The organism is Roseomonas marmotae, assembly GCF_017654485.1.
Taxonomy (GTDB): domain Bacteria; phylum Pseudomonadota; class Alphaproteobacteria; order Acetobacterales; family Acetobacteraceae; genus Pseudoroseomonas; species Pseudoroseomonas marmotae.
Map to the genome: position 1 here is coordinate 1,835,507 of NZ_CP061091.1, position 21,139 is coordinate 1,856,645.

Annotated in this window: 16 protein-coding genes, 2 pseudogenes and 1 riboswitch; of the genes and pseudogenes, 7 read left to right on the forward strand and 11 right to left on the reverse strand. The window is 67.3% G+C overall.

The genetic code is table 11. The annotated features are described in order from the left end of the window. Position 1 precedes the first annotated feature (1 nt). The gene (locus IAI58_RS08685; protein WP_208775912.1) at positions 2-808 is read right to left on the reverse strand and encodes an IS5 family transposase; all 807 of its coding nucleotides are present in this window, start codon (positions 806-808) and stop codon (positions 2-4) included. Positions 809-925: 117 nt separating this feature from the next. Between IAI58_RS08685 and IAI58_RS08690 the strand changes: the two are divergent. From IAI58_RS08690 to IAI58_RS08700, 4 genes and pseudogenes are all read left to right on the forward strand, one after another. Beyond that, positions 926-2,255: pseudogene (locus tag IAI58_RS08690) on the forward strand (IS701 family transposase). A gap of 19 nt (positions 2,256-2,274) precedes the next feature. Next, positions 2,275-2,456, forward strand: a pseudogene (locus tag IAI58_RS23445) (IS5/IS1182 family transposase); the annotation flags it as partial. Between the two features lie 127 nt (positions 2,457-2,583). Next, complete coding sequence (locus tag IAI58_RS08695; protein WP_208775913.1) at positions 2,584-4,113, forward strand: MFS transporter; 1,530 nt, start codon at positions 2,584-2,586, stop codon at positions 4,111-4,113. Positions 4,114-4,176: 63 nt separating this feature from the next. Continuing rightward, a complete protein-coding gene (locus IAI58_RS08700; protein ID WP_207451453.1) occupies positions 4,177-5,331 on the forward strand; it encodes an amidohydrolase in 1,155 nt (384 codons plus the stop codon). A gap of 363 nt (positions 5,332-5,694) precedes the next feature. Here the strand turns inward: IAI58_RS08700 and IAI58_RS08705 are convergent, their stop codons facing one another. Next, positions 5,695-6,336: a trimeric intracellular cation channel family protein gene (locus IAI58_RS08705; protein ID WP_208775914.1), complete on the reverse strand. Its 642-nt coding sequence runs from the start codon at positions 6,334-6,336 to the stop codon at positions 5,695-5,697. A gap of 162 nt (positions 6,337-6,498) precedes the next feature. Beyond that, positions 6,499-6,586: riboswitch (glycine riboswitch) on the reverse strand. 218 nt (positions 6,587-6,804) lie between these two features. On the opposite strand from IAI58_RS08705, the gene IAI58_RS08710 reads away from it, so the two are divergent. Beyond that, positions 6,805-7,905, forward strand: a complete 1,101-nt coding sequence (locus tag IAI58_RS08710; RefSeq protein ID WP_208775915.1) for an IS630 family transposase — start codon at positions 6,805-6,807, stop codon at positions 7,903-7,905. On the opposite strand, the gene IAI58_RS08715 is transcribed toward IAI58_RS08710, so the two are convergent. The 4 genes from IAI58_RS08715 to IAI58_RS08730 form a co-directional block, all read right to left on the reverse strand. After that, positions 7,902-9,128, reverse strand: a complete 1,227-nt coding sequence (locus IAI58_RS08715) for an MFS transporter (RefSeq protein WP_237182557.1) — start codon at positions 9,126-9,128, stop codon at positions 7,902-7,904. The two genes, IAI58_RS08710 and IAI58_RS08715, sit on opposite strands and share 4 nt — an antisense overlap. Positions 9,129-9,302: 174 nt before the next feature. Then, on the reverse strand, positions 9,303-10,373 hold the full coding sequence (hemH, locus tag IAI58_RS08720; RefSeq protein ID WP_207449128.1) for a ferrochelatase: 1,071 nt from the start codon (positions 10,371-10,373) through the stop codon (positions 9,303-9,305). Beyond that, entirely contained in the window at positions 10,370-11,353 is a 984-nt protein-coding gene (gene hemC, locus IAI58_RS08725) for a hydroxymethylbilane synthase (RefSeq protein ID WP_207449126.1), read from the reverse strand. Before hemC ends, hemH begins: the two co-directional genes overlap by 4 nt. A 60-nt stretch (positions 11,354-11,413) precedes the next feature. Continuing rightward, on the reverse strand, positions 11,414-12,913 hold the full coding sequence (locus tag IAI58_RS08730; RefSeq protein WP_207449124.1) for a catalase: 1,500 nt from the start codon (positions 12,911-12,913) through the stop codon (positions 11,414-11,416). Between the two features lie 114 nt (positions 12,914-13,027). On the opposite strand from IAI58_RS08730, the gene IAI58_RS08735 reads away from it, so the two are divergent. Next, the gene (locus IAI58_RS08735) at positions 13,028-13,972 is read left to right on the forward strand and encodes a LysR substrate-binding domain-containing protein (protein WP_207449122.1); all 945 of its coding nucleotides are present in this window, start codon (positions 13,028-13,030) and stop codon (positions 13,970-13,972) included. Positions 13,973-14,007: 35 nt separating this feature from the next. After that, a complete protein-coding gene (locus IAI58_RS08740) occupies positions 14,008-14,934 on the forward strand; it encodes a helix-turn-helix domain-containing protein (RefSeq protein ID WP_207449120.1) in 927 nt (308 codons plus the stop codon). Between the two features lie 36 nt (positions 14,935-14,970). On the opposite strand, the gene IAI58_RS08745 is transcribed toward IAI58_RS08740, so the two are convergent. The 5 genes from IAI58_RS08745 to IAI58_RS08765 form a co-directional block, all read right to left on the reverse strand. Continuing rightward, on the reverse strand, positions 14,971-16,293 hold the full coding sequence (locus IAI58_RS08745) for a TRAP transporter large permease (RefSeq protein ID WP_207449118.1): 1,323 nt from the start codon (positions 16,291-16,293) through the stop codon (positions 14,971-14,973). Next, positions 16,293-16,769, reverse strand: a complete 477-nt coding sequence (locus IAI58_RS08750; protein ID WP_237182829.1) for a TRAP transporter small permease — start codon at positions 16,767-16,769, stop codon at positions 16,293-16,295. Before IAI58_RS08750 ends, IAI58_RS08745 begins: the two co-directional genes overlap by 1 nt. A gap of 53 nt (positions 16,770-16,822) precedes the next feature. Continuing rightward, on the reverse strand, positions 16,823-17,875 hold the full coding sequence (locus IAI58_RS08755) for a TRAP transporter substrate-binding protein (RefSeq protein ID WP_207449116.1): 1,053 nt from the start codon (positions 17,873-17,875) through the stop codon (positions 16,823-16,825). A 55-nt stretch (positions 17,876-17,930) separates the two neighbouring features. Further along, complete coding sequence (gene pobA, locus IAI58_RS08760; RefSeq protein ID WP_207449114.1) at positions 17,931-19,154, reverse strand: 4-hydroxybenzoate 3-monooxygenase; 1,224 nt, start codon at positions 19,152-19,154, stop codon at positions 17,931-17,933. Positions 19,155-19,311: 157 nt separating this feature from the next. Beyond that, positions 19,312-20,892 carry an aldehyde dehydrogenase (NADP(+)) gene (locus IAI58_RS08765; RefSeq protein ID WP_207449112.1) on the reverse strand — a complete coding sequence of 527 codons (1,581 nt, stop codon included), beginning with the start codon at positions 20,890-20,892 and terminating at the stop codon, positions 19,312-19,314. Between the last annotated feature and the right edge of the window lie 247 nt (positions 20,893-21,139).

Below are 21,139 nucleotides of genomic sequence, written 5' to 3' on the forward strand. Positions count from 1 at the left end.
GTTATGGACCTGCGGCCAGTTGAGCAGCCTGCTTGAGCATGATGCACGTGAAGGCGACGAGGTGCAGGTCGGCAAGGGTGCTGGCATAGCGCTCATAGTCCTTCACCAAACGGCGGAAGCGAGTAGCCCAAGCAAAGGAGCGTTCCACCACCCAGCGTCGCGGCAGCAGCACAAAGCCGCGCTTGGCCTCCGGCAGCTTGATCACCTCCAACTCGATGCCATGCGCCTTGGCAGCGTCGGCCGCCTTCTGGCCGGTATAGCCCTGGTCGACATAGGCCAGATCGACGCTCTGGCCCGTCGAGGCCTGCACGGCTTGGGCAAGCCGCCCAACCTCAGCGCGGTCGTCGGCACTGGCAGGCGTAACGTGCAGCGCCAGCAGATGCCCCAGCGTGTCCACCGCCAGGTGCAGCTTGGAACCCTTCTTGCGCTTGGCGCCATCGTAGCCCGCCCGCTCGCCGCTCTCTGGCGTGGAGCGCAAGGTCCGGCTGTCCAGGATGGCAGCGGTGGGCTGCGCCTTCCGTCCGGCAGCTAGCCGCAGCACGGTGCGGAGGTCCTCGGCCAGTGCCTCGAAGCAGCCTGCCGTCAGCCAGCGCTGCGTCTGCTGGTACACCGCCGCCCAGGGTGGCAGGTCATTCGGCATCCAGCGCCAGGGCGCGCCGGTCTTCACCACGTAGCGCAAGCCGTTGAACACTTCGCGCAGGGGATGCTCCCGCTGCCCAGCCTGCTCCGGCAAGAGCGTCAGATAGGGCGCGACCAGCGCCCATTCTTCATCAGATACATCGGATGGATACGGCTTGCGGGAACTCATGCCCCGCAACCTGGTCGTTACCAGCCCAGAGGTCCATAACAACCTCTATCACTACCTGGGCATTTTGTTTGCGTATGATCTGATGGTGTGCGACGCCTCCTGCTGGAGGCGACGATGATGACGAGCATCCTTGGTGGTGGAGCAGATCTGGATCGCTGGCTAGCGCCGTTCCTGGAGGTTCTGGGGCGCAAGACCCGCCGCACCTGGGCACCGCTCTACCTGCGGGGTCTGCTCGGACCCGGCGAGCGCAAGAGCCTGCAGCCGATGGCCGCCCGGCTTGGCTTGGGCGGCCACGACCAGCTGCAGCACTTCATCGCCAGCCCCGCCTGGGATGATGCGCCGCTGTGGTCGGTGCTGGCGCAGCAGGCCGACAAGCTGGTCGGCGGTCCGCAGGCTTGGCTGGTGATCGATGACACGGCGCTGCCTAAGAAAGGCACGATGTCAGTCGGCGTGCTGCCGCAGTACTGCGGCCAACTCGGCAAGAAGGCCAATTGCCAATCGCTGGTGTCGCTCACCCTGGCACAGGGCGAGGTGCCTGTTCCGGTCGGTCTACGGCTGTTCCTGCCGGAGAAGTGGACCGATGACCCTGCACGCTGTGCCCAGGCAGGCGTGCCGGAGGCGGCGATGGCGCCGCGAACCAAGGCCGAAATCGCACTGGACGAACTCGACCGTGAGGGCGGCGGGCGTGCGGTTCGGCACTGTGCTGGCCGATGCGGGCTATGGCGCAAGTGCGGCGTTCCGGCAGGGCCTGGATGCTCGGGATCTGCGCTGGGCGGTGGGCATCCCGCGCAACCAGAAGGTCTACAGCGCCGCCGTGCAGCTGGTGCCGCCGCAGGGACGGGCTCGTAAGCCAGTGCCGAACGAAGAGCCAGCAGAGGCGGAGAGGGTGTTGGCCTCGCAAACCTGGCGCCGCATCGCCTGGCGGCAGGGTACCAAGGGCGCATTGGCGGCCCGGTTCGCCGCGGCGCGCATCCGGGTGGGCGACGGCGCGGTTTGGGGCAACAACCGGCATCTGCCGGGTGATGAAGCCTGGCTGGTCGGCGAATGGCGCTCTAGCGGCGAGCGGAAGTACTATCTGAGCAACCTGTCCGCCGACACACCGCTGCGGGCGCTGGCGGCCACCATCAAAGGACGCTGGATCTGCGAACAGGCGCACCAGCAGCTGAAGCAGGAACTCGGGCTCGGCCACTTCGAGGGACGGTCCTGGACAGGCCTGCACCGACACGCGTTGATGAGCTGCATCGCCTGTGCCTACCTGCAGCACCTCCGCCTCGCCGCGCACCGCCGGACGAGGCGGGGGGAAAATGCGGCCCCCAATGCCGGGCCCGCCACCCTCACCAAGCCTGCCCGCCGTGCGACGCGCCATTCTCGACCGCCTGTTCAGCCATCTCGTCACGCCGATCCGATGTCCGCACTGCCGACGCAGGTTCCTGTCACCTCATCATAAAATGCCCAGGTAGTGATAGGATCATCGCTGCTGCCGAAGTGAGCGTCGTGCGCGCATCCCACGTATTGCTCGGCGAGGTATTGAGAGCAGTGCACCGCTGGGCCGTCTTCGCTGGGTTGTGGAGCGCAGCTTCGCCAGGTTGAACCAGTCCGGCGCCTGACCATCCGCTATGAACGTCTTGCTGACCTCAACCCCGCCTGACAACACTCGCTGATACCGTCATCTTCCCGCGCCGGATCAGAAAGTTGTCGTCACTGGTTTTAATGCAAAGCTTAAGTAGACGTCGTGTATTATGCCTCTGAAACTATCTTGATCTTTCTTGATTTCCATGACGAAACCTTTTCCTTTCTTTAGCGTCACAATCAGGCGGTTGTCAACGAAAGAGGCGGTCATGGAAAGAGCAGCTACAGCCGAAACCTATCGCGGTAATGACCGGCTGTTGTTCGGGATTATTCTGGGGGTCCTGGCGTTCTGGCTATTTGCCATGACGACACTGAACATCGCGCCAACCATGGCCGCCGATCTTCAGGTCGAACAGACCTTCATGAATATCGCCGTGTCAATCACGGCGCTGTTTTCCGGCATCTTCATCGTCGTCATCGGCGGCCTGGCTGATCGGGTCGGGCGGGTGAAGATCATGATGTTCGGCTTCGTGTTCTCCATTGTGGGGTCGCTGCTGATCGGGCTGGCCCCTGCAGGGGGCAATGGCGGCTTGTTCCTGATTCTGGGCCGCATCTGCCAGGGTCTTTCGGCGGCCTTCATCATGCCGTCCTCGCTGGCTCTGGTGAAAGCCTATTGGGAGGGCGCCGGGCGTCAGCGGGCGATCTCGCTGTGGTCCATGGGCTCCTGGGGCGGTTCGGGTTTCGCGGCGTTATTCGGTGGGCTGATGGCCCAGAACGTCGGCTGGCGCTCGATCTTCATTATCGCCGCGGTGGTTTCGTTCATCGGCATGATGCTGGTGCGCGGCACCCCGGAGAGCAAGGCTCCGCCAAGGCCCGGCTACAGGTTCGACCTCGCGGGCGTGCTGACCTTCATGATCGCCATGGTCGCCTTGCAGATCTTCGCGACCCAGGGATCCAAGATGGGCTGGACCAGCCTGCCCTCGCTGGTGCTGCTGGCAGTGGCGGTGGTCTTCGGCTTCATCTTCTATCGGCTGGAAAGCAACAACCCGAACGCCTTCGTTCAGTTCCGGCTGTTCAGGAACCTGACCTTCACCGGAGCAACGATCTCGAACCTGCTGCTGAACGGCACGGCGGGGATCATCATGGTCGCCATGCTGGTGCTGCAGCAGGGCGGCAACATGACGGCGCAGAGAGCCGGCCTTCTGACCATCGGCTATGCCGTTACCATCCTTGCCTTCATCCGGGTGGGCGAGAAGCTGCTGCAACGCTTCGGCCCGCGCAAGCCGATGATCTGGGGCTGCCTTATTGTCGGGCTGTCCATCCTGCTGCTGATGCCCACCAACCTCCTGCTGGGCACCTATACGGTGCTGACCGTGATCGCCTTCTCGCTGTTCGGGATCGGGCTGGCCTTCTATGCCACGCCTTCGACCGATGCGGCGCTGTCGAACCTGCCCGAAGATCAGGCCGGTGCGGGCGCGGGGATTTACAAGATGGCCTCGTCCCTGGGCGGGTCCTTCGGCATCGCGATTTCCGCCACGATCTATACGGCGATCGCGGGTACCGCCGGCGGCGTGGAATGGATCGCGGGCGTGATCACCTTCATCGGCAATCAGGAAAACCTTGCCACACGCCAGGCGGCCCTGGTCGCCTTCATGGCCAATCTGGTGATGGTGGCGGTCGCCATCCTGTCCATCGTCATGACGGTCCCTAAGGGCAAGCAGACCGGCGACCGTTGACTTTGGCGGCTACCGCCCTGCCACATGGCGGGGCGGCATCCATTGATCCTCAGGAGAAATGACATGAACGCCATCGTGAAGCATGTGGATAGCATCGCGATGAAGGGATGGTTCGAGCATATGCATCGCCACCCCGAACTGTCCATGCACGAGGAACGCACCGCCCAGTACATCGCCGAGCAGCTTCGCGCCATCGGCGGCTTTGAGATCGCGACCGGCATCGGCAAGCATGGGATCGTCGCCACGCTCAAGGTGGGTGACGGAGACAAGGTGATCGGCCTGCGCGCCGATTTCGACGCCCTGCCGATCCAGGAAGAAAACAACCTGCCCTATAAATCCACGGTCAAGGGGGTTGCGCATCTGTGCGGGCATGATGGCCATACCGCCATGCTGCTTGGCGCGGCAAAGTATCTGGCGGAAACCCGGAATTTCAATGGCACCGTCCGGCTGATCTTCCAGCCCGCCGAGGAAACCATGGAGGGCGGTCCGGCGATGATCAAGGATGGCCTGTTCGAGCGCTTCCCCGTCGATGCCGTCTTTGGCATGCACAACCTCCCCGGTCTCGAGAAGGGCAAGTTCTATTTCCACTCGGGTGAGATGATGTCGGCCGTCGATAACTGGGAAGTCGAGATCATCGGCAAGGGTGGCCATGGCGGAATCCCCGAACTTACCATTGACCCAGTGGTGGCGGGCTCGTCCGTCGTCATGGCGATTCAGTCGATCATATCGCGCAATGTCGCCCCAGCCCATCGCGCGGTGGTGACCATCGGCGCCTTCCTATCGGGCAACGCAGGCAATGTGGTGGCTGAAAAGGCTATCTTGCGCTTTTCCATTCGCTCGACCACGCCTGAGGACCGCGAGATGATCCTGGGCAACATCCGTCGCATCGTCAGCCACCAGGCAGAGTCCTTCGGCTGCACTTCGGAAATCCGCGAGGGCATTCCCGGCGCGGTGCTGGTAAATGACGCGGGTGAGACCGACAAGGCCGCGAAGATTGCGCAAGCAGCCTTCGGCGAGGATCAGGTTGTCAATCCCGGCCCGTCCCTCCTTGCGTCTGAGGATTTCGCATTCATGCTGCAGAAGAAGAAGGGCACCTATTGCTTCCTTGGTAGCGGTCCCGGCAAGATGGTGCACCATCCCGAATATGCCTTCGACGAGGAAATCTTGCCCGTCGGTGCGGCCTATTGGGTCGCGCTGGTGGAAGGCTATCTGCGCTGACCCGCCAAATGTGAGCGGGACCGGGCGGGCAAGCCGCGCGGCTGGCGGTATTCTTGGGATCCAGAAGGGCCTGACAGCTGCGGCTATCGTGCTGGACAGCATCGGTAGCCGTTCACCGCCTTCGGATGACGAAGCGACGATCAGAATCTCGGTCGGCGAGTTGCTTGCCATGCTTGCGGTGGAGCGGGGCGATGAGGATACCGCGGCGTAGTCCACCAGAAGCCAGGATCAACGCAGTCGCCGAGTGGGTGCGCGGGCGCATCCTGACAGCTCACCTGGATCGGACCCTCCTGCCGGGACGTCGGTGCAGGCCGCTGCTGCCCGGCGGGATGACTGTCCGCGGGACAAGGGTCACCTGCCACCCTATTCCCAGTGCTGCCCGTAGGAGAAGGTCGGCAGCTTCCATTCTCTCCAGATAGCCAGCAGGCGCAGCATCAGGCCGGCCGTGAAACTGACCGCGGTATTCAGGTCGGCATCGATGCCAAGCGCGCGCAGGCTGAGGAAAAGGGCGCAGACGGCTAATGAGACGCTCGCATAGAGTTCTCGGCGGAACACCACAGGCGCCTGGTTGCAGAGCACATCACGCAGGATGCCGCCGCAGATTCCCGTGATCATGCCGGACATGATGACGACGATGGTCGGGTAATCCATCGTCAATGCGACGCTGCAGCCGATCAGCGAGAAGGCGACCAGCCCCATGGCGTCGAGCACGAGGAAAAGCCGCTTCAGATTATGCAGGAACGGCGCGATCACCGTGGTCAGCAGCCCGGCGGAGATCACGAGGTAGACGTATTCCGGGTGTTGGGTCCAGCCGATGGGAAAACGGCCGAGGGTCAGGTCCCGGATGGTGCCACCACCCAGCGCGGTGACGAAGGCAATGACGACCACGCCGAAAATATCCATGTTGCGGCGACCGGCCGCGAGCGCACCGGACATCGCCTCGGCGGTGATAGCGATCAGATAGATGACGAACAGCAGGGATTCCGAAGGCAGGAACGGGTACATGGGAGATGCTCCGGTTAAAGCCAGAACACGCTCCCTTGCGGATCCTGGTGTGCCTCTCCCGCTGTCCTTTTACCTGAGAGTTTCGGCCCCGGCAGGAGCCTGCCCCTTCGGTGGACCTGAACGCGCGAAGCAGGCGCTCCGGTCTCTCTCCAGACGGCACACAATTTCCCTGCGGTTCAGTATGCCTGAGCGATTATGGGAGTTTGCGCCTTCGGCGGAGGCAGGTGCCTCTCTCTCCCGCAGAGGAGGGTATTTATCGGTTGGTGCTCGCCGGCCTGTCAACCGCCGGCCGGCGCGGCCCAGGGCCTAGAGCAGATCCCGATCAGGTGGAATCACCTGATCGGGTGAAGATGCTCACAAAAACAAAAGCCTAGAGCAGTTGAAGTGAGCCAGGGCGAACGGAAATTGCTCTAGTATCCTGATCGCGAAATTCCTACGATCATGCAGGTAATCGTAGGGAGAGCCGCGATGGGCAAACCGGCGGTGACGATTAGGCTGAGTGAGGCCGAACGTCGGGAACTGGAATCCCTGGCTCGGGCTCACAAGACCGGACAGGCGATGGCGCGCCGGGCCCGCATTGTGTTGGCCGCCGCCGCGGGTCTGGAGAACAAGGCGATCAGCGCTGAGGTCGGCGCGGACGCCAACACGGTTTCAAAGTGGCGTCGGCGCTTCGCCGTGCATCGCCTGGACGGGTTGCTCGATGAGCCCAGACCAGGCACGCCGCGCACGATCGGCGATGACGCGATCGCCGATACCATCCGGCTGACGCTGGAAACAACGCCGCCAGGTGCGACGCATTGGTCGCTGCGCTCCATGGCCCGGACCGTCGGGTATGCGCCATCGACCATCCACCGCATCTGGCGGGCCTTCGGGCTGCAGCCGCACCGGAGCGAGACCTTCAAGCTCTCCAATGACCCGCTCTTTGTCGAGAAGGTGCGCGACATCGTCGGGCTCTACCTGGCACCGCCGGACCGCGCGCTGGTGCTGTGCGTGGATGAGAAGTCCCAGATCCAGGCGCTCGACCGCACCCAGCCCCTGCTGCCGATGCGTCCCGGCCAGGCGGAGCGGCGCACGCACGACTATACCCGCCACGGCACTACCTCGCTGTTCGCAGCGCTCGACATCGCGACCGGGACAGTGATCGGCCACTGCTACCCTAAGCACCGCTCCACCGAGTTCCGGAAGTTCCTGGATCAGGTGGAGAAAGCCGTGCCCCAGGATCTCGACGTCCATCTCGTGATGGACAACTACGCCACCCACAAGACCAAGCCGATCCGCGACTGGCTGCTCAAGCGCCCGCGCTGGCATGTCCATTTCACGCCCACCGGCGCCTCCTGGATCAACCAGGTCGAACGCTTCTTCGCCCTCATCACCGACAAGCAGATCCGGCGCGGCATCCATCGTTCCACCCAGGCGCTCGAGCGCGACATCCGTGCCTTCATCGAAGCCCATAACGTCGATCCCAGACCGTTCCGCTGGACCAAGTCCGCCGACGACATCCTCGGTGCCATACAGCGCTTCTGCCAGCGCACCCAGCAGATCGGAGGAACTACAGAATCAGGACACTAGCGCCGGTTCGCTGCCGTATGCGCCGGCCACAGATGGTCACGCCAGTGAAGCAGGATCAGCAGCGTGCCGCCCACGCCCACCAGGCCGAAGGCCGTCGCCGTGGCGGTGAAGCCGATGACGTCGATCATGCTGCCGGAGATCAGCAGGCCCAGCGGCAGGCCATAGATGGCCATGCTGCGGAGGCCCATGATCCGGCCGCGCAGGGCGGCCGGGGCGTTCCGCAGTTGCAGGACGGACATGGGGACGATGCACAGCCCCTGCGACAGGCCCGCCACCACCAGGATGGCCATGCCGCTGGCCACGAACCCGCTATGGGCCAGCAGCAGGATCATCAGGTGCCAGACCAGGCTGGCGCCGATCATCACGCGCGCGGGCAGCATCCGGGCGCCGAGGCGGCTGAGCAGCAGGGAGGCCGCGATGCAGCCCGATGCCGCCCCGGCCACCAGATAGCCCAGGCCCGTCTGGTCGGTGTGGTAGACGTCCCGTGCCAGGTAGGGCAGCAGCCCCGTGATGAAGGGATAGCCAGTCAGGTTGATCAGGAAGGCCAGGCTCAGCGCCGCCATCTGCTCCGGCATCGTCCAGACCGCCGAGGCAGCCTCGCGCAGCTCCTGCCAGGGGGTGGCGCGGCGGGTACCGGGGGCCATGGCCTCCACCGGCCGCTGCGCGATCCCGAGGCTCAGCAGGCAGCTGACGGCGTAAAGGCCGAGGATGACGAGATAGGCCCAGCCGATGCCCAGCACCGCCACCACGCCTGCGCCAGCCAGCGCGCCGGCGGCGCGGGCCGTATCCGCGGTGATGCGGGAGAGGCTGATGGCGCCGAGCAGCCGGCTGGGCGCCATCATCTCGCTGATCAGCACGTTGCGGAGTTGCAGGTCGGAGGGCTTCACGATCCCGGCCACCGCGGCGATGCCGAACACAGCCACCGGGCTGAGCGTATCCGTCATGGCCAGCAGCATCAGCAGCGCGGCCAGCACGATATAGGAGGCCCGCATCACGCAGAGCGTGTTGCGGTGCCCGATCCGGTCGCCGATCAGCCCGAAGACGGGCGCGACCAGGGTGCCGAGATATTGCAGGGATGCGACCAGGGTCAGCAGCAGGACCGACTGCGTCTCGATCAGGATGTACCAGCTGAGGACCAGGGTCTCCATCTCGAAGGCCCAGGAGGTCGCGAGGTCGGCTGGCCATTGGAAGCGGTAGCTGCGGCTCTGGAAGGGTGCCAGCATCGGCACGCGCGCAGGATCACTCGCCTTAGCCATGGCTCTGGCGGGCCATGTCCCCTCCCGGTTTCACCGTAGCCTTATGCCTGGGAAGGTAGCGGCCAGGGTCAAGCCCGGCAAGGCAGCGCCCCCTGACCCTCGGGGGAAGATCAGGGGGCGCGTACGGGCCGCGCTCAGGGATCAGCGCGCGGCGCCGTCCAGCCAGCCGGCCAGTTCCTCGCGGAGGATCTGGTCCAGCAAATTCGTTATCCCCGCGCTGTCGTTCAGACAGGGGATGAGGTGGAAGTGCTTGCCCCCGGCCTTCAGGAACTGCTCTCGCAGCTGGCTGCCCAGTTCCTCCAGCGTCTCCACGCAGTCGGAGAGGAAGCCTGGCGCCACCACGGCGATCCCTTCCACGCCCTGCTGGGCCAGGGCGGTCACGTATTCGTCCGTATAGGGCTCCAGCCATGGTTCGCTGCCGAAGCGGGACTGGAAGGTCATGCGGAAGTCCGGCTCGGTCAGGCCGAGTTCCCGCCGCAGGGCCGCCATGCTGCGCTCGCATTCACGCGGATAGGGGTCACCGGCCTCCACATAGCGGCGCGGCAGGCCGTGGAAGGAGCCGATGAGCAGGTCCGGCCGCCAGCCGAGGCCGGAGAGCGAGTCGCGGATCTGCCCCGCCATGGCGCGGATATAGGCCAGGTGGTCCGGGAAGCTCGGCACGGTGCGGATCGCGGGCTGGCGGCGCATCCGCATCAGCGCGCGGAATGCGGCGTCATTGACCGTGGCCGTGGTGGTGGCGCTGTATTGCGGATAGAGCGGCACCACCAGGATGCGGTCGCAGCCACGGTCCGCCAGCGCCTGCATCCGCTCCGCGATGGAGGGGCGGCCGTAGCGCATGGCCCAGTCCACCACCACGCCCGTTTCCGCCTCGGGCCAGAGGGTGCTGAGGTTCTCCGACTGGGCGCGCGTATAGGTGCGCAGCGGCGATTCATCCTCCTCGCGATTCCAGATCTCGCGATAGGCCGCGCCGGTGCGGAAGGGGCGCCTGGTCAGGATCACGCCCTGCAGCAATGGCTGCCACCAGAGCGGGTTGCTCTCGATGACCCGGCGGTCCGAGAGGAATTCCGAGAGATAGCGGCGGATGGCCCGGTAGCCCGTGCCATCCGGCGTGCCCAGATTCACCAGCAGCACGCCGATGCGCTGCTCCTTTCGTTGCGGGGCGGACCAGTTCCTCTCCGCCGGCCGCTCGCTCTCGCGGTTCACGCGGCTCATGACAGGATGTCCCGGGGGGTGTCGGCGCGCAGGGCCGCGCCCAGTTCCGCGCCGAGCCGGCCCGCATCGGTGCGCGCCCCGCGAAGCTGGCGACGCAGCACGAAGGCGCCGTCGCCGCGCGCGACCATGCCGGTCAGCAGAAGCTCGTTGCCCGGCAGCATGCGCGCGAAGGCGCCGATCGGCGTGTGGCAAGAACCATCCAGCGCGCGCAGCACGGCACGCTCGGCCTCGGCTGCGACACGGGCGGCGGGGTCGTCCAGTTGCGCCAGCAGCGCGCGCATGCGGTGATCGCCGCTGCGCGCGGTAACGGCAAGGATGCCCTGGCCAGCCGCGGGCAGCATGACCTCCGGCTCCAGCACCATGGCGATGCGCTCCGTCAGCCCCAGCCGCTTCAATCCTGCGACGGCCAGGAGCGTGGCGACGAAATCGCCGCTCTCCAGCCGTTGCAGCCGCGTGCGGAGATTGCCGCGCATCAACCCCATGCGCAGATCCGGCCGCGCGTGGAGAAGCTGCGCCTGACGGCGCGCGGAGGCGGTGCCGATGCGTCCGGCTTCAGGCAGGACCGGGAAGGGCAGGGCGCGCTCGGCCAGAGGGCAGCAGGGGGCGAGCACGAGGGCATCGCGCGGGTCCTCGCGCGGCAGGACGCAGGCGATGGAAATGCCGGCGGGAAGCTCGGTCTCCAGATCCTTCAGGCTATGGACGGCGAGATCGACGCGCCCATCCAGCAGCGCCTCGTGGATTTCCTTGGCGAAGAGGCCTTTGCCCCCGAAATCGGCCAGGAGGCGGTCCTGCACCTGGTCGCCGGCGGTGGCGATGACGGTCTCGCGCAGGGGGACGTCCGGGCGCAATCCTGCCAGCGCCGCCGCCGCCATCCCCGCCTGCACCCGCGCCAGGGCGGAGCCGCGCGTGCCCAGGCGCAGCGCGGCGGGCCGCGCCGCCGGATGGCGGGGGAGGGGTGGTGGCGACAGGACGGCGGACATCGTTGAACTTTCCCTCTGCGAGTGGTGGCGGGGCCGGCCTGCACCGGCCCCGTCCCGTCGTTATTCCGCCGCGGGCGCGACGTCGGCGGCCGTGGTGGGCGCCGAGGCCGGTGCGGTATGGATGCGCCGGATCGCGGCCTCCACGCCGGCGGCATAGGCTGGGTCAGCCCGGCGGAAGTGCTCCAGCTGCCGGTCGATGATGAAGCGCGGCACGCCCTGCATGGCACCGGCGATGTTCTCGAACAGCCGGTTCTGCTGGTCCGGCGTCATCAGCCGGAACAGGTCGCCGGGCTGGCGGTAGTCGTCGTTGCCGTCGCGGTGGCTGTAATGGTCCGCGTCACCACTGATGCGCAGCGGCGGCTCCTTGGCGAAGGAGGCTTCCACCGGGCCGTTGAAGGAATTCGGCTCGTAATAGGCATCCGTGCCGCGCGGCGCGTCGAAGCGCATGGCGCCATCGGCGTGGTAGTGGTTCACCGGGCAGCGCGGGCGGTTCACCGGCAGCACCTCGTAATGCGTGCCGACGCGGTAGCGATGCGCGTCCGCATAGGCGAACAACCGGCCCTGCAGCACCTTGTCCGGCGAATAGCCGATGCCCGGCACGACGTTGGACGGCGAGAAGGATGCCTGCTCGATCTCCGCGAAGTAATGCTCGGGGTTCCGGTTCAGCTCCAGCACGCCCACTTCGATCAGCGGATAGTCGCCATGCGGCCAGACCTTGGTCAGGTCGAAGGGGTTGTACCAGTGCTTGTCGGCATCGGCCTCCGGCATGATCTGCACGCAGACGCGCCACTTCGGGCATTCGCCGCGCTCGATGGCTTCGTAAAGATCGCGCTGGGCGCTCTCGCGATCCCCGGCGATCACGGCATTCGCTTCCGCGTTCGTCCAGGTCCTGATGCCCTGCATGGACTTGAAGTGGAACTTCACCCAGTAGCGCTCGCCGGCATCGTTCCACAGCGAATAGGTGTGGCTGCCATAGCCGTTCATGAAGCGGTAGCCCTGTGGCAGGCCACGGTCGCTCATCAGGATCGTTACCTGATGCAGGCTCTCGGGGGAGAGCGACCAGAAGTCCCACATGGCCGTCGCGCTGCGCATATTGGTGCGCGGGTGGCGCTTCTGGGTGCGGATGAAATCAGGGAACTTCATGGGATCGCGGATGAAGAAGACGGGCGTGTTGTTGCCCACCAGGTCCCAGTTGCCTTCTTCCGTGTAGAACTTCAGCGCGAAGCCGCGCACGTCGCGCTCGGCATCGGCCGCGCCACGCTCACCGGCCACGGTGGAGAAGCGCAGCAGCGTCTCCGTCACCTTGCCGGGCTGGAAGACCTTGGCGCGGGTATACTTGGTGATGTCGCCGGTGATGGTCAGCGTGCCATAGGCGCCGGAGCCCTTGGCATGCACCACGCGCTCGGGGATGCGCTCGCGGTTCTGGTGCGCCAGCTTCTCGATCAGCTGGAAATCCTGCAGCAGGACCGGCCCGCGCGGCCCTGCCGTCACGCTGTTCTGGTTATCCGCGACCGGCGCGCCCGCCGTGCTGGTCAGTACCGGACGTATGGTCTCTGCCATCGGTTCCTCATCACTCTGCATCCGCCCCGAAGGGCACAGCCGGAACTTGGCCTATTGGGCGCCTAAGGTTAAATCGATCTTTTCGGGAAGATTATTCGACCCTACCTATCAAACATGATCCCCAACAGCCTCGCGGGCCTCTCCCTTCGTGACCTGGAATATGCCGTCGCCGTCGCCGAGCTTGGCCATTTCGGCCGCGCGGCGGAGCGCTGCGGCGTCAGCCAGGCCGGATTGTCGGAGCAGGTGCGGAAACTGGAGAGCCTGCTGGGCACCGCGCTTTTCGAGCGCACCACGCGCCGTATCACCGTGACCCCGGCAGGAGAGGTGCTGCTGCGGCAGGCGAGGGAGGTGCTGGCCGGGGCGCGCCTGCTGCTGGCCATGGCCCGCAGCCGCGCCGAGCCCCTGGCCGGGCCGCTGCGCCTGGGGGTGATCGCCACGCTCGGCCCCTATTACCTGCCCGGCCTGCTCTGGGAGGTGCGGACGCGCTACCCAAAGCTGGAGCTGCGCTTGCAGGAAGGGCAGACGGACGCGCTGACAGCCGCTCTCCGCGCCGGGGAGCTGGACCTGCTGCTGCTGGCCCTGCCGCTGCCGGCCGAGGGCCTGGTGGCGGAGCCGCTGTTCTTCGAACCCTTCCGCGTCGTCCTGCCAGCCGACCATCCGCTGGCGCGGCAACCGGAACTCAGCCTGCAGGACCTGGCCGGGGAGGGGTTGCTGCTGCTGGAGGAGGGGCATTGCCTGCGCGACCAGGCCCTGTCCCTGTGCAGTGCCGCGCGCCCTGGGCGGGACGCCCGCTTCGCCAGCAGCCTGGAGATGCTCCGGCACATGATAGCCGCCGGGGAAGGCTATTCGCTGCTGCCGCTGCTGGCCACGCAGGAGCGGGCGGAGCTGGACGGGCTGGTGCGGGTGCGTGACCTCTCCCATGCCGAGGATGTCGGGCGCCGCATCGGCCTGGCCTGGCGCCGTACCGATGCGCGGGCGCCGGCCTTCCGGGAGCTGGCGGAGTTCCTGCGCGGCGCCACGCCTCCGGGAACACGTGCCGTCACGGCCGATCCCGCCTAGGATGGCGCGCCCGGAGGCTTGAAGCGGAGAGGATATTGGGCACCACCCGGGCCACGAAGCCGGCGCAGATACCGCTCTTCCCCAGCGGCATTCCCGCCTATGACCTCTACGGCGAGGCGCAGGCGCGTGCCCGACTGGACCCGGTGCATCTGGAAGCGCTCTTCACGCGCAGCCAGCGGCATGACTGGACTATCCGCCCGCACCGCCACCGCACCCTGCACCAGGTCTTCTGGGTCCAGCAGGGCAGCGGCCAGATGCAGGTGGAGCGGCGGGAATTCTCTTTCGAGGCGCCTTTCCTGCTGCTGATGCCGGCCGGCACGGTGCATGGCTTCCGCTACGCCTCACCCAGCAGCGGCTATGTGCTGACGTTGACCGATGCCTTCCTGGACAGCTGCCGGAAGCTGACGCAGGAGGCCTGGCATCCGCGCGATGGCCTGGAACTCAGCCTTCGGCGGCGGGAGCCGCTGTGCAAGGCGCTGGATATGGTCTTCACGCAGTTGGAGCGGGAATTCCGCTGGAGCGGCGCGGGCCGCAACACGGCCATCACCGGCCATGTCCTGCTCATCCTCTCGCTGCTCCAGCGCGGCGCGGCGGCCGAGGCTTCCGCCCGCCGTCCGCATTCCCCGCAGGCGGAGCTGGTGGCCCGCTTCCGCCGGCATCTGGAGGATCGCTTCACCGAGCATGGCAGCCTGCGGATGCATTGCCAGCATCTGGGCGTCGCGCCCAGCACCCTGGCGCGGGCCTGCCGTGCCGTGACCGGCAGCTCGCCCCTGGAGCTGGCGCATGAACGGCTGATGCTGGAGGCGCGGCGGATGCTCAGCTACAGCTCGATGAGCATCTCCCAGGTTGCCTATGCCCTGGGCTTCGAGCCCGCCTATTTCTCCCGCTTCTTCACGAAGCGGGAGGGCGTCTCCCCCATCGCCTTCCGCCGCGCCATGCATGGGGAGGAGGGGGAGCCATGAACGGGATTTTTGCCGCCGGGTTGATGCGCCTCAGCCTTAGCTCAACAGCCGCACCAGCCAGAGACTGATGCCGGGGAAGGCCATGCACAGGGCCAGCCGCACCAGATCCGTCGCCAGGAAGGGCATGACTCCGCGATAGGTGCGGGCGATGGGCGTATCGGGCGCGAGGGAGGAGACCACGAAGACATTCAGCCCGATCGGCGGCGCCGTCAGGCCGATGCCGACGACGATCAGCACGAGGATGCCGAACCAGATCGCCGTCTCCGTGCTGTCCAGCCCGAAATCCAGCGCCGTGACAACGGGGAAGAAGACCGGCAGGGTCAGCAGGATCATCGCCAGCTCATCCATCACCGCACCCAGGGCGATATAGGCCAGCAGCATCGCCGCCAGCACGCCGTAGGGCGGGAAGCCCTGGTCGGTGATCCACATCGCCAGCAGGTCCGGCGCCTGGGACAGGGCGAGGAAGGCATTGAAGACCTCGGCCCCCAGCAGGATGACGAAGATCATCGCGCTGGTCTCGGCGCTGGCGCGGATGCTCTCGCCGATGGCGCGCAGGTTCAGCGTGCCGCGCGCGAGGCCGACGGCGAGGGTGGCGATGACACCCACGGCGGCGCTTTCCGTGGGCGTGAAGACGCCGCCATAGATGCCGCCGATCACCACCACCGCGATCAGCAGCACCGGCAGGACGGAGATCAGCGCCGCCCGCCGATCGGCCGCCGGGGCCGGCGGATGCAGCGGTGCCAGGGCGGGCCACAGCCGCGTGGTGACCGCCACCGCCAGCAGATAGAGTCCGACCGCGATCAGCCCCGGCAGCAAGGCCGCCATGAAGAGCTTCGCGATATTCTGCTCCGTGCTGATGCCATAGACGACGAGGATGACGCTGGGCGGGATCAGCACGCCCAGCGTGCCGCCCACGGCGATGGCCCCGGTGGCGAAGCCGGGCTCGTAGCCGAAGCGCCGCAGCTCCGGCAGGGCGGCGCGGCCCATGGTGGCGGTGGTGGCGACCGAGGAACCGCAGACTGCGCCGAAGGCCGCGCAGGCGCCGATCACCGCCATGGCCAGTCCGCCGCGCCGCTGCCCCACCACCGCATTGGCGGCGGCGAAGAGGTCGCGCGCCAGCCCGCCGCGCTCCGCCAGGCTGCCCATGAGGATGAAGAGCGGAATGACGGAGAGCGTGTAATTGGCGAAGAGATGCCAGGGCGTGGTCTTGAGGTAGTTCAGCAGCGGCGACAGGCCGACGATGGAGTAATAGCCGCCCGCGCCCGTCAGCAGCATGGCGATGCCGATCGGCGCCCGCAGCGCGATCAGCCCAAGCATGATGAGGAAGCCGGTGCCGGCGAGGAGGAACTCCGGCGCCATCAGCCCTGGCCCCGCCAGAGCCAGCCCACCCAGCGCAGCGCCACCAGCGCCGTGGCACCCAGGCAGGCGGCGCCGATGCCGATGGCCCACCAGGTGGAAAGGCCCAGCACCATGGTGGTGGTGCCGGAGCGCAGGGTCTCCAGCGCGCCCTGCGCCATGCGCTCGGCCAGTACCAGCAGCACCACGGCCCAGATGAGTGTCCAGAAGCCGTCGATGGCGCGGTTGACGCGCCGGGGCAGCCAGGTTGTGGCGGTATCGACCAGGATGTTGGAGCGCGCCAGCGTGCCATAGGCCAGGAAGCCGAAGGCGCCGAGGCCGGAGCCGATGGAGATCAGCTCGAAATCTCCTGGAATCGACTGGCTCGTCAGCCAGCGCCGGAGCACGCTGGCCGTGCTGAGCCCGGCGGCCAGCAGCAGGATGACGCCGCCGGCCATCGCCAGCGCGGTGGCCAGGTGGACCACCGCGCCACGCGGCACCGGCTGGCCGGATGGAAGCGCGGACCCGGGAGGTTCCGGATGCGGCGCCGCCGTCACCCGAGCGCCGCGGCGTGCTTGGCGATGAGGGCGCGGGCCGAGGCCAACAGCGCCGCGCCGTCGATGCCACGCGCGTCCATGCCCTTGATCCAGGAATCGGTGACGGGCTGCGTGGCCTCCATCCAGCGCTTCTTCTCCGCCTCGCTGATGGTGCCGATCTGATTGCCGCGCTTGCGGGCCATCTCCTCCACGCTGCGCGCCTGCTCGTCATAGGGCAGTGCGGCGGCGGCGGCGGCCTCGATGCCGCTGTTCCGGTCGATCACCTGACGCAGCTCGGCGGGCAGGGATTCATATCTGGCCCGGTTCATCGCCAGGATGTTGGTGGCGCTGTAGAAGGTGGGGCTGCCGGGGATGGCGGTGTGATAGCGCACCAGCTCCTGCAGCTTGATGCTCGGCACCACTTCCCAGGGCACCACGGCACCATCCAGCACGCGTTGGCTCAACGCCTCCGGCACCTGCGGCACGGGCATGCCGATGGGGGAGGCACCCAGCGCCGTCAGCGCCTCGCCGGCCATGCGGGTCGGGAAGCGCAGCTTCAACCCGCGCAGATCCTCCATGGTCGCCACGGGGCGGTTGGCATGGATCAACCCGCCGTCATGCGCCCAGACGGCGATGGGACGCACCTCGCGCAGCTCCTCGGCCAGATGCGCCTCGGCGAATTCCTGGGCGGCGCGGGCATTCACCGCCGCGCGGGAATCAGCCACGAAAGGCAGCTCGAAGGCTTCCAGGCGGGGGAAGCGGTTGGGCGTATAGCCGGGCAGGGTCCAGATCAGGTCCGCCACGCCATCCCGCGCCTGGTCGTAGAGCTGCGGCGGCGCGCCGCCGAGCTGCATGGAGGGGAAGATCTGCACGCGGATGCGGTTGTCCGAATCCTTCTCCACCTTCCGCGCCCAGGGCGTCAGGAAATGGCGCGGCACATTCGCCATCGGCGGCAGGAAGTGGTGCAGCCGCAGGGTCACCTCCTGCGCGCGCGCCGTTGATGGGCGCAGCAGGGCTGGCGCGGCCAGCAGGCCGGGGCTGGCCTGGAGCAGGCGACGTCGTGCGATCATGGACCTTCTCTCCCTGTGTTCGTATCGTCGCCGGGCCGGGCGGAAGCGCGGCTCCTCATGACGCCGCCGCGGGCGGGGCGCCATACCCGTGGCCGGCTGCGGCCATGGGCAGGCCGGCATAGTTCTCGGCCAGCACGGTCTGCGCGGCGCGCGATTCGCGAAGATAGATCATCTCGCTGATCTGCATCCGCAGGGCGAAGCCGTCCATATTGGGGAGGCGGTGCGTCAGGTGGGTGAACCACCAGGAGAAGCGCTCCGCCTTCCAGACGCGCGCCAGTGCCCGTTCGGAGTAGTGATCCAGCCCGCTGTCCCCGTGACCGGCGTAATGCTCGGCCAGTGCCTCGGCCAGCAGGCCGACATCGGCGGCGGCGAGGTTGAGGCCCTTGGCCCCCGTGGGCGGCACGATATGCGCGGCATCCCCGGCGAGGAAAAGCCGCCCATGGCGCATCGGCTCCGACACGAAGGAGCGCAGCGGGGCGATGCTCTTCTCGATCGCCGGGCCGCGGGTCATGCGCGCGGCGGCGGCAGGCCCCAGGCGGATGGCCAGCTCGTCCCAGAGCCGCTCATCCGGCCATTCCTCCAGCCGCTCCTGCATGGAAACCTGGATATAGTAGCGGCTGCGCTGGGGCGAGCGCATCGAGGCCAGCGCGAAGCCGCGCGCGTGGTTGGAATAGATCAGCTCATGGTCGCAGGGCGGCGTATCGGCCAGGATGCCGAGCCAGCCGAAGGGATAGACACGCTGGAATTCCTGCCGCCGTTCTTCCGGGATGGCACTGCGGCTGACACCGAGGAAGCCGTCGCAGCCGGCGATGAAGTCGCAGGCCAGTTCCCGCGCCTGACCCTGGTGGCGGTAGGTGACGCTCGGCTGGCTGCCGGTGACGCCATGCAGGGCGACATCCTCAGCCTCGAAGATCAGCGGCGCACCGCGGGCGACATGCAGGCCGATCAGGTCGGCAGTGACCTCCGTCTGGCCATAGACGGTGATGGTGCGGCCGCCCGTCAGGGCACGAACGTCGATGCGGAAGGTCTCGCCATCCAGCGCCAGGCTGAAACCGTCATGGGGCAGGCCCTCGCGGTGCAGCCGCTCGGCGGCGCCGGCCTGCTCCAGCAATGCCACCGTGCCATGCTCCAGCACCCCGGCCCGGATGCGGCTCTCCACATAGGCGCGGCTGCGCCGTTCCAGCACCACGCAGTCGATGCCGGCGCGATGGAGAAGCTGGGACAGGAGCAACCCGGCCGGTCCCGCGCCGATGATGACGACCTGCGTGCGATGCAGCATGAGAGCGTATCTTCACTTGGACATTTCCGGGCATCAGACCACGCAGAAATTCCTGACCTCAATAGACAAACAGCGCAGAGTTCTGGACTTTTCGCCCGGTGGCGCCTGCGGCGGGGGTGCCGGGCCAGCCTTGCGGCCCGGCACCCCAAGGCCCGCCTCAGTTCCGGCCGAGCTGCCCATCCGTCCGCCGCCAGAGGCCGAGCGGATTGCCGTCGCGCAGCGCCTCCGGCAGCAGTTCCTGCGGGAAGTCCTGGTAGCAGACAGGGCGCAGGAAACGGCGGATGGCGAGGCTGCCGACCGAGGTGGTGCGACTGTCCGAGGTGGAGGGATAGGGGCCGCCATGCACCATTGCATGCCCGACCTCCACGCCCGTCGGATAGCCGTTCACCAGGATGCGCCCGACCTTGCGCTCCAGCACCGGCACCAGTTGCCGCGCCATCTCCAGGTCGTCAGGCTCCATCTGGATGGTGGCGGTCAGCTGGCCTTCCAGCCGCTCGGCCACCGCCAGCATGGTCTGCACGTCCGGGCAGCGCACCACCAGGGAGGAGGCACCGAAGACTTCCTCGAGAAGCGTCTCGTCCTCGGCGAAATGCGCGGCGGTGGTGGTGAAGAGGGCGGGGCGGCCCTGATATGGGCCCGGGCCGGTCTGGCCTTGCGCCACCGTCTCCACCCGGTTGTTGTTGGCGAGGCGGGAGACGCCCTGGGTATAGGCGTCATAGATGCCGGGGGTCAGCATGGTCTGTGCCCCACTGGCCTCCAGCGCCGCCTTGGCGGAGGAGAGGAAGGCATCGAGTTGCGCGCCCTCCACACCCAGCACCAGGCCGGGATTGGTGCAGAACTGTCCCGCGCCCATGGTGAGGGAGCCGACGAAGCCCTTGCCGATGCCCTCTGCCCGCCTGGCCATGGCGCCCGGCAGCAGGAAGACGGGGTTGATGCTGCTCATCTCCGCATGGACGGGGATCGGCTCCGGCCGGTTCGCCGCGATCTTCATCAGCGCCGTGCCGCCGCTGCGGGACCCGGTGAAGCCCACCGCCTTGATGCGGGGGTCCGCCACCAGCGCGCTGCCGACCGTGCCGCCGCTGCCGAAGAGCATGCTGAACACGCCTTCATGCAGCCCGCATGTCCTGACGGCCGACTGGATGGCGCGGCCTACCAGTTCGGAGGTGCCGGGATGCGCGGAATGCGCCTTCACCACCACCGGGCAGCCCGCCGCGAAGGCCGAGGCCGTGTCGCCGCCGCCCACCGAGAAGGCGAGGGGGAAGTTGCTGGCGCCGAAGACCGCGACAGGTCCAAGGGCGATATGGCGCTGCCGCAGGTCGGAGCGCGGCAGCGGCTGGCGCTCCGGCATGGCGGGGTCGATCCGCGCCTCCAGCCAGCTTCCCTCCCGCACCACGCCGGCGAAGAGGCGGAGCTGGCCGACGGTGCGGCCGCGCTCGCCCTCGACCCGGCCGCGTGGCAGGCCACTTTCGGCGCAGGCGCGCTCGATCAGCTCGTCTCCGATATCCATGATGGCCTGGGCGCAGGCCTCCAGGAAGCCGGCGCGCTGCTCGGGCGTGGTTTCGCGATAGCTGTCGAAGGCCTCGGCGGCCAGGGCGCAGGCGCGGTCCACCTCAGCGGCGCCGCCCCCGGCATAGCCGGGCTCCATCTTCTCCCCGGTCGCGGGATTGACGGCGCGGATCTCGCGCTCACTGCCCCGCAGCGCGGAGGCGCCGATCAGCATCTCGCCTGAAATGGTCATGCGTGTTTCCTCAAGGCGTTATTGTTGCGGCAGCCACCGTCGCGCCGCCTGACCGGGAGCCAGGGGCGGCCGGTCAGCATGATACGGTTCTCCCACCGTATCAACATCGGCCCGGAAGACCGGGGTGGCCGACATCGCAGCGTCGCATGCGAAGCCGGGGAGCGAGGATCAAGGGATCGTCAGCATGACGCGCATCCACGGTGCCAGCCGGAATGGCCTTCCGGCTGGCACCGGAGCATCGCGGCTG

Excerpts from the sequence above, each read along its gene's own strand:
- IAI58_RS08685 (WP_208775912.1), bottom strand. The coding sequence starts at position 808 with ATGAGTTCCCGCAAGCCGTATCCATCCGATGTATCTGATGAAGAATGG.
- IAI58_RS08695 (WP_208775913.1), top strand. The coding sequence starts at position 2,584 with ATGACGAAACCTTTTCCTTTCTTTAGCGTCACAATCAGGCGGTTGTCA.
- IAI58_RS08700 (WP_207451453.1), top strand. The coding sequence starts at position 4,177 with ATGAACGCCATCGTGAAGCATGTGGATAGCATCGCGATGAAGGGATGG.
- IAI58_RS08705 (WP_208775914.1), bottom strand. The coding sequence starts at position 6,336 with ATGTACCCGTTCCTGCCTTCGGAATCCCTGCTGTTCGTCATCTATCTG.
- IAI58_RS08710 (WP_208775915.1), top strand. The coding sequence starts at position 6,805 with ATGGGCAAACCGGCGGTGACGATTAGGCTGAGTGAGGCCGAACGTCGG.
- IAI58_RS08715 (WP_237182557.1), bottom strand. The coding sequence starts at position 9,128 with ATGCTGGCACCCTTCCAGAGCCGCAGCTACCGCTTCCAATGGCCAGCC.
- hemH (WP_207449128.1), bottom strand. The coding sequence starts at position 10,373 with ATGAGCCGCGTGAACCGCGAGAGCGAGCGGCCGGCGGAGAGGAACTGG.
- hemC (WP_207449126.1), bottom strand. The coding sequence starts at position 11,353 with ATGTCCGCCGTCCTGTCGCCACCACCCCTCCCCCGCCATCCGGCGGCG.
- IAI58_RS08730 (WP_207449124.1), bottom strand. The coding sequence starts at position 12,913 with ATGGCAGAGACCATACGTCCGGTACTGACCAGCACGGCGGGCGCGCCG.
- IAI58_RS08735 (WP_207449122.1), top strand. The coding sequence starts at position 13,028 with ATGATCCCCAACAGCCTCGCGGGCCTCTCCCTTCGTGACCTGGAATAT.
- IAI58_RS08745 (WP_207449118.1), bottom strand. The coding sequence starts at position 16,293 with ATGGCGCCGGAGTTCCTCCTCGCCGGCACCGGCTTCCTCATCATGCTT.
- IAI58_RS08755 (WP_207449116.1), bottom strand. The coding sequence starts at position 17,875 with ATGATCGCACGACGTCGCCTGCTCCAGGCCAGCCCCGGCCTGCTGGCC.
- pobA (WP_207449114.1), bottom strand. The coding sequence starts at position 19,154 with ATGCTGCATCGCACGCAGGTCGTCATCATCGGCGCGGGACCGGCCGGG.
- IAI58_RS08765 (WP_207449112.1), bottom strand. The coding sequence starts at position 20,892 with ATGACCATTTCAGGCGAGATGCTGATCGGCGCCTCCGCGCTGCGGGGC.